The organism is Bradyrhizobium sp. WSM1743 (genome assembly GCF_000473065.1).
Taxonomy (GTDB): Bacteria; Pseudomonadota; Alphaproteobacteria; order Rhizobiales; family Xanthobacteraceae; genus Bradyrhizobium.
Genome location: NZ_AXAZ01000057.1, coordinates 48,690 through 56,121, shown reverse-complemented (window position 1 = coordinate 56,121; position 7,432 = coordinate 48,690). Strand labels below are relative to the sequence as shown.

The window sequence follows — 7,432 nt, the reverse complement described above, 5'->3', positions numbered from 1 at the left end:
CGGGTCATGCGATGCTGGCCTCCAATCCAGTCAGCATCTTGAATCACAATCCGCCAAAAACCGGAATCCCTCCGATTCAATCAAGCGAGGAAATGCTCTAGCCGGAGCCGGGCGGCGGCAGGAAGTGGACGTTGAACTCGGCGGCCATCGCCACCACGTCCTCGGGCTTCTGCTCCTTCATGTTGTGAAGGCCCCAGAACAGGTCGAACAGCTTGCGGCTCGGGGAGACCCAGAACAGCACCTTTGCGGTCTGCTCCGACTTGTTGAAGATGCCGTGCGGCACGCCCATACCGAGCCGGATCAGATCGCCTGCGGTTGCCTGCGCCTCCGAATTGCCGAGCACGAAATCGAGCTTGCCCTCCAGCATGTAGAGATATTCGTCCTGGTCGGGATGGATATGCGGCGGCACGAAGGTGCCCGGCGGCAGCGTCGCATGCCAGGAGAAGCTGTTCTCGGCGCAGCTCTTCGGCACATAGGTCTGGCCGAGGATGTTCCAGGAAATGCCCTGGATGCCCTCATTGGCCCGGGTGATGCCGGTGATTTCACTCTTCATTGCAGTCCTCCCGTAACACGCTTCGGCTCAGTTCGCCGCCTTGCAATCCTTGGCATAGCGGTCGCCGTAGTTCTCAAAGACCTTCTGCACGATCTCGGTCTGGAACTTGCCGTCCGGGCGCTTGGCGACCTTTGTCAGATAGAAATCCTGGATGGGGTAGCCGTTGATGTTGAACTTGAAAGTGCCGCGCACCGATGTGAAGTCCGCCTTCTTCAGCGCGGCCTTCACGGCGTCCTTGTTGGAGAGATCGCCCTTGACCGCCTTGACCGCGCTGTCGATCAGCATGGCGGCGTCATACGCTTGAGCGGCGTAGGTCCCCGGAACGCTGTTGTAGGCAGCCTCATAAGCTGCGACAAATTTCTTGCTCTGGGGATTGTCGAGATTGGGTGCCCAATTGGCACCACCGAACATGCCGACGGCCGCGTCCTGCTGCGCCGGCAGGGTCGATTCATCCACCGTGAAAGCCGAGAGCACCGGAATGGTATCGGCGAGCCCGGCCTGCCGGTACTGCTTGACGAGATTGACGCCGAGGCCGCCCGGCATGAACGTGAACAGTGCATCGGGCTTCTGCGACGCGATCTTGGACAGTTCCGGCTGGAAATCCAGCGTGTTCAGCGGCATGTAGGATTCTTCGACGATCTCGCCCTTGTAGTCCAGCTTGAAGCCCGCCACCGAATCCTTGCCGGCCTGATAGTTCGGCACCATCAGGTACATGCGCTTGTAGCCGCGATCCTGCGCGACCTTGCCGAGAATCTCGTGCACCTGATCGTTCTGATACGACGTCACAAAGAAGAACGGGTTGCAGTCCTTGCCGGCGAACGTCGATGGGCCGGCATTGGGGCTGATCAGGAAGGTCTTCGATTCCGTGATGGGCCGGTGGATCGCCTGGAGGATATTGGAGAAGATCGGGCCGACCACGAAGTCGACCTTCTCACGCTCAAGAAGGCCCTTGACCTTGGTCACTGCTGCATCCGGCTTGAGCTCATCGTCGACGACGACGACCTCGACGTCGCGGCCGCCGATCTTGCTGCCGAGATCCTTTACAGCGAGCGTGAATCCGTCGCGAACCTGTTGGCCAAGCGCGGCGGCAGGTCCCGACAGGGTCACGATCACACCCAGCTTGATTTTTTCCTGGGCGAGGACAGGCGTCACCACGGTGCCGAGCAGCACGGCGGCTGCGGCCAAGGTCATTTGCGTCTTCATGATCTGTCCCTCGTGACGATTGGCTCGCGCTGCAAGCCACGTACTCCAATTCAAGCTTATGCCGATGATGGCCGCCCCGGCAAGCCGAGCTCAAGGCACCACATCCCGCGGGCAGCTATGCATGCAAGCGGCGCGCCAATTATTTGAAGCCTAAAGAAATTGACGTGCGGTCGATTGTTGCAGCTTTGGACTTGCAGCCGGCTTCAATTTATTTGAAGCTCAAAACGTTGGGGAATCCGTGCCGGCGCCAATGCCGGCCGTGAGTGACTGCATCAACATGCTCGATTCCGAGACCAAGGCTGTCGAAACGCCGGAGGACCACGCCGAAGAGCTTCGGCTGTGGCTGCGGCTCTTGACCTGCACGACGCTGATCGAGGGCGAGGTGCGCGGCCGGCTGCGGCAGCGGTTCGATGTCACGCTGCCGCGTTTCGACCTGATGGCGCAGCTCGACAAGGCGCCTGATGGTATGACGCTGTCCGACGTCTCCAAGCGCATGATGGTCTCCAACGGGAATGTCACGGGTCTGGTCGAGCGCCTGGTGGAATCCGGTCATCTCGACCGGCGGACCTCGGAGACCGACCGCCGCGTCCAGGTGATCCGCCTCACGAAGCTCGGCCGGGCCGAGTTTCGCAGGATGGCCGCCGAGCATGAGACCTGGATCGCCGATCTCTTCGCCGACCTCTCTCCAAAGGACGTGCGCGAATTGATGCGCCTCCTCGCCAAGACCAAGGCCTCGGCGCAGAAATCGGCCGCGCGGCGCCGGCCCTAGCGCCACGGTCGGCCGGTCCGCCAATCCACTTTGCCGCAGCAAAATGCACGGGATGCCCAAAATCCGCTATTGCGCCGAATTGTTTTAAGCCTAAAATGTTTCCCAGATAGTGCTGCCGGGTGCTTTCCATGCGCAAAGGAGCGTGCGATGGCCAACGCCGCCAAGGTTCAAGCGTCGGGCTCGTATGACGGCAATGCCGCGACGGCCCATGTCGATACGTTCGCGCGGGACCATCTGCCGCCGCGCGAGCTCTGGCCCGAATTCATTTTCACGCGGCCGGAGCTACGCTATCCCCCGCGACTGAACTGCGTCAGCTATTTCCTCGATCGCTGGGTCGAGCAGGGCCGGGGCGATGCCCCCTGCGTCATCAGCCCCGCCGTCAGCTACACCTATCGCGAGCTGCAGGCGCTCGTGAACCGCATCGCCAACGTTCTGGTCGGCAAGCTTGGTCTCGTGCCCGGCGGCCGCGTGCTTTTGCGCTCTGCCAACAACCCCATGATGGTTGCGACCTATCTCGCGGTGATCAAGGCCGGCGGCATCGTCGTGGCGACGATGCCGCTGCTCCGCGCCAAGGAGCTGTCCTATCCGATTCAGAAAGCGGCGATCACGCTGGCACTGTGCGACGGAAAACTCTCCGAGGAAATGGAGAAGGCGAAGCTAGCTGCGCCCGGTCTCGAGCGCGTCGTTTATTGGGGCAACGGCGCCTCCGATTCGCTCGAAGCGTTGATCGCGGATGCGAGCCCGGAGTTCAGGGCTCTCGATACCGCCGCCGATGACATCTGCCTGATCGCTTTCACGTCGGGCACGACAGGCGATCCCAAGGGCACCATGCATTTCCATCGCGACATGCTCGCGGTCTGCGACGGTTATGCACGCAACATCTTGCAGGCCGAGCAGAAGGATCGCTTCATCGGCTCGGCCCCGCTCGCCTTCACCTTCGGCTTCGGCGGCGTGTTGTTTCCGATGCATATCGGCGCCTCCTTCGTGGTGCTGGAGAAGACGACGCCGGACGACATTCTGAATGCGATCGAGCAGTACAAGACCACGGTCTGCTTCACGGCGCCGACCGCATACCGGGCCATGCTCGGCAAGCTCGCAGGCCGCAACATCGCTTCGCTCCGCAAATGCGTCTCCGCCGGCGAGACGCTGCCCAAGCCGACATTCGAAGCCTGGCTGAAGGCCACCGGGATCAAGCTGATGGACGGCATCGGCTCGACCGAACTGCTGCATATCTTCATCAGTGCGACCGAGGCCGAGATCCGTCCCGGCGCCACCGGAAAGCCGGTGCCGGGCTATGAAGCCAAGATCGTCGACGACGACGGCCGTGACGTGCCGCCGGGCACGATGGGGAAGCTTGCCGTGCGCGGGCCGACCGGCTGCCGCTATCTGGCCGACGAGCGGCAGCGGAAATACGTCGAGAACGGCTGGAACATCACCGGCGACACCTATCTGATGGATAGCGACGGCTATTTCTGGTACCAGTCGCGCTCCGACGACATGATCGTGTCGGCCGGCTACAACATCGCAGGGACCGATGTCGAGGCAGCGCTGCTCACGCATCCGGCGGTCGCCGAATGCGGTGTGGTCGGCGCCCCGGACGAGGCGCGCGGCATGATCGTGAAGGCCTATGTCGTCCCCGCGCCCGGCGTGACGCCTGACGCTCAGCTCGTGGCCGAGTTGCAGGAGCATGTCAAACGCGAGATCGCGCCGTACAAATATCCGCGCGCCATCGAATTCGTGGCGCAATTGCCGAAGACCGAGACCGGCAAGTTGAAACGCTTTGCCCTGCGGCAGTTGGCGCAGGCCGCAGTGAAGTCCTCAGGCGTCGCTGCGGAATGAGAGAAGGATAGAGAATTGTCCGTAACGACGCCGAAAGGCCCGCAACTCGCGGTGCTGCCGACAGCAGCCGAGGACGGAACGCGCATCAGGGCGCAGATCCTCCAGCCATCGGGCTGGCCGGTGCCGAAGGGCTATGCCAACGGCATGGCTGCCGAGGGGCGCATCGTCGTCACCGGCGGGGTGATCGGCTGGGACGCCGAAGAGCGTCTCGCCGACGGCTTCGTCGCACAGGTGCGTCAGACCTTGAGCAACATCGCCGCGATCCTGGCCGAGGCCGGTGCCCGGCCCGAGCACCTCGTGCGTCTGACCTGGTACGTCGTCGATATGGACGAGTATCTGGCCAATCTGAAGGAGCTGGGCAGGGTCTACCGCGACGTCTTCGGAGCGCACTATCCTGCAATGGCGCTGGTTCAGGTGGTCCGCCTCGTGGAGAAGGCGGCGCGCGTCGAGATCGAAGCCACCGCCGTCATTCCTCGCTGAGCTCTGCCGCGATCAGCTCGTCTCGATCAGCTCGCCTTGGCGAGCTCATCGTCCCTCCGAGCTCGGCGCGAGATCCGAGGAGCGGAAGGGCTTGGCCTTGTCCAATTTCCGGTAGGCCACTGACGCCGTTCGCAACAGCTTCTTTTCCCGCTTGCGGTTGAGGAAGCGATGGCCTGCATCGAGGCTGGCGCCATTCAACGATGCTGCCAGCGCTTGTCCTCGTGCATCGTCGTTCAATTGTCCGAGCGACCGCTGCGCCTTGCGCAATTGCTTGAGGATGGACTTCTGCTTCGTCGCCGCTCCATCGGCGAACAGATCCGCAAGCGACTCGATCGAATAGGTCATCCGCTTGTTGAGGAGCCGCAGCTTGTGACGTTCCTCGACATCGAGCCTCTTCAGCTTCCGGGCCTTCTTGAGCAGCGTTGTCTCCCACTCCGTCAGCCGTTCCATCGCGTGATCGGCGAGCGTGCGGCGGCGCAATCGAATGGCTTCCTTGCCGCGCCGGGTCGACCAGGCGCCGCTATCGATCCACGTTGAGATCTGCTCGACCAGGCGGCGGTAGCGCGTGGATCGCAGCGCGCGCGCCAGCAGCCGGTGGCTCTCGGCCCGTTTCTCGTCCCAGTGCTGAAGCTCGGCGACTACGGCAAGCTCGTCACCACTCTCGGCGACGACCCGCTCGATTGCCACGTCGAGATCCCGCACCACGCCGAGCTGGCCGTTCAGCCATTTCAGTTCGGTCCAGACATTCGGCCGCAGGGCATCATCGACCATCGGCGAGAAGAAGCGGATGGCAGTTCGCAGATGCGTCAGTGCGATGCGGATCTGGTGCAGTGCGTCGGGATCGCCGCGGCAGGTGCCGTCGTGTTGAGCGAGCACGGCGTCGAGGTGACGGCGGGCGATGATCCGGAAAGCCGTATCGCAGGCCATGCCGGGGCTGAGGCGGGCGGGCAGGGTGTTGCGCCGCGTCGCCGGCCTGGCATGCGTGGTCGCCGTCGAGCTTGTGATGGGTCGCGACATCCTTGCTCGCATCAATCAGATTGCCCTATTTCCCCCACAGCGATCGCGTCCCGGCAGTTCTGGAGCGTCTGCTCCTGTGTCCCGGATGCATCGATGGTCGCCCAACCGACATGGCCGATATTATAGTGCTCTTGCAGCGCGGCAACCTCTTGCGTGGCATCCGATGCGTCTCCCCGGCGGCTTCCGATCCGCATCTGCCGGGTCGCGAGGTCTGCGACCAGGAACAGACCGTTCAGCGACACATTGCGCTCGCGCGCGAGCGCGGTGACCGCGTCGCGTTCGTCCTCGCGAGCGAATACACCGTCGATGATCGCCGAATGCCCCTGCGCCAGCACCCGCCGGGCGTGCTGAGCCAGCGTGTCGTAAACGCGGGCCGTGACCTCCGGCGTATAGGCGGATGGCGGCAGGCGGTGCGTGTCCTCGACCCCGAATATTTGCTTGCGGGCGAGATCGCTGCGCAGCACGACGGCCCCCGGCTGCGGCGCGATGAGCGGGGCGAGTGCGTGCGCCAAGACAGTCTTTCCGGTGCCGGACAATCCGCCGACCGCAATCAGACGCGGAGCAGGAGGGCGGATCAGCATCTGGGCGAGTTCAAAATAGCGCTGTGCCTGGTCAACAATACCGGGAGCATCGGAACGCGGCCGCTTTAGCCGTGCCAAGGCAACTTGGGCGCGGATCGCCGCCCGGATCGACATGAACAGCGGCAGGGCCGAGAGCGCGTCGAGATTGTCGGTCGGCGTCGTGGCGAGATAGCGGTTCAGGACCATGTTCGCCGCGCTTGGCTGGTGGTGTTGCAACAGGTCCATCAGCGTGAATGCGAGATCGTAGAGCACGTCGACCGTTGCCATCTGCGCATCGAACTCGATCGCATCGAACAGCACGGGCTGATTATCGATCAGAACGATATTTGCGAGATGCAGATCGCCATGACAGCGCCGCACGAAGCCCCGGTGGCCGCGCTCTGCGAGCAGGGGACCAATGCGCAGGAATGCCGCGTGCGAGGCCTCGCCGAGCTTTTCGATGTCTTCCGCGCTGAAATGTCCTCCGGCCCGCAGACCGTTGCTGTTGCCGACGATCAGGGCAGGGATGGAGGAGACCCATGCATTTCCGTTGGCGCGCATCGCCGCCGCGTGTGACGCCGCGATCGCGTCGGCAGCCGCCGAGGCGAGCTTCGTGTCCAGCGGGCCGGCCTTGGCCAGATGATCCAGCGTCCTGCTTTCGTCGAAGCGCGACATGTCGACCGCATACTCGATCGGTCGGCCGGCGCCGTCGACCTTCACCGATCCATCCGGCTCTTCCGTGATCGCCACGACGCGGTGATAGATCTGCGGCGCCAGCGGCCGGTTGATCCTGATCTCCTCCTCGCAGGCTGCCTTGCGCTTCTCAAGTGTCGAATAATCGAGGAACGGAAACCGGACGGCGCGCTTGATCTTCAGCGCGCGCTTTGCGTCCAGGAACACCGAGGCTGCATGCGTGTCGATCCGCGTCACGCCGGGATGGTCGGTCAGCATCCGGAAGATGCGCTCCTGGGTCGTCGTTTCATCTTTCAGCGAAGCGGGCATTGGAAGCAC

7 protein-coding genes are annotated in these 7,432 nt (G+C 63.2%); 3 read left to right on the top strand and 4 right to left on the bottom strand.

All coding sequences use genetic code 11. From position 1 onward, the window contains the following. Window positions 1-97: 97 nt before the first annotated feature. Together YU9_RS0128020 and YU9_RS0128015 are read right to left on the bottom strand one after the other, a co-directional pair. Window positions 98-553 carry a cupin domain-containing protein gene (locus tag YU9_RS0128020; protein ID WP_027575776.1) on the bottom strand — a complete coding sequence of 152 codons (456 nt, stop codon included), beginning with the start codon at window positions 551-553 and terminating at the stop codon, window positions 98-100. A 27-nt stretch (window positions 554-580) separates the two neighbouring features. After that, a complete protein-coding gene (locus tag YU9_RS0128015; protein ID WP_027575775.1) occupies window positions 581-1,756 on the bottom strand; it encodes an ABC transporter substrate-binding protein in 1,176 nt (391 codons plus the stop codon). A gap of 250 nt (window positions 1,757-2,006) precedes the next feature. Here YU9_RS0128015 and YU9_RS0128010 point away from each other — a divergent pair, with 250 nt between their 5' ends. The 3 genes from YU9_RS0128010 to YU9_RS0128000 all read left to right on the top strand — a co-directional run bounded on the left by YU9_RS0128010 (window position 2,007) and on the right by YU9_RS0128000 (window position 4,844). Further along, window positions 2,007-2,525, top strand: a complete 519-nt coding sequence (locus tag YU9_RS0128010; RefSeq protein WP_025037595.1) for a MarR family winged helix-turn-helix transcriptional regulator — start codon at window positions 2,007-2,009, stop codon at window positions 2,523-2,525. Between the two features lie 147 nt (window positions 2,526-2,672). Then, on the top strand, window positions 2,673-4,364 hold the full coding sequence (locus tag YU9_RS0128005) for a benzoate-CoA ligase family protein (RefSeq protein ID WP_027575774.1): 1,692 nt from the start codon (window positions 2,673-2,675) through the stop codon (window positions 4,362-4,364). A 15-nt stretch (window positions 4,365-4,379) separates the two neighbouring features. Then, on the top strand, window positions 4,380-4,844 hold the full coding sequence (locus tag YU9_RS0128000) for a RidA family protein (RefSeq protein WP_027575773.1): 465 nt from the start codon (window positions 4,380-4,382) through the stop codon (window positions 4,842-4,844). Window positions 4,845-4,889: 45 nt separating this feature from the next. Here the strand turns inward: YU9_RS0128000 and YU9_RS0127995 are convergent, their stop codons facing one another. Both YU9_RS0127995 and YU9_RS0127990 read right to left on the bottom strand, forming a co-directional pair. After that, window positions 4,890-5,861, bottom strand: coding sequence for a CHAD domain-containing protein (locus YU9_RS0127995; RefSeq protein WP_027575772.1), 972 nt, complete (start codon window positions 5,859-5,861; stop codon window positions 4,890-4,892). Between the two features lie 11 nt (window positions 5,862-5,872). Then, window positions 5,873-7,423 (bottom strand): bifunctional aminoglycoside phosphotransferase/ATP-binding protein, encoded by a 1,551-nt coding sequence (locus tag YU9_RS0127990; protein WP_245266551.1) that lies wholly within the window; start codon window positions 7,421-7,423, stop codon window positions 5,873-5,875. Between the last annotated feature and the right edge of the window lie 9 nt (window positions 7,424-7,432).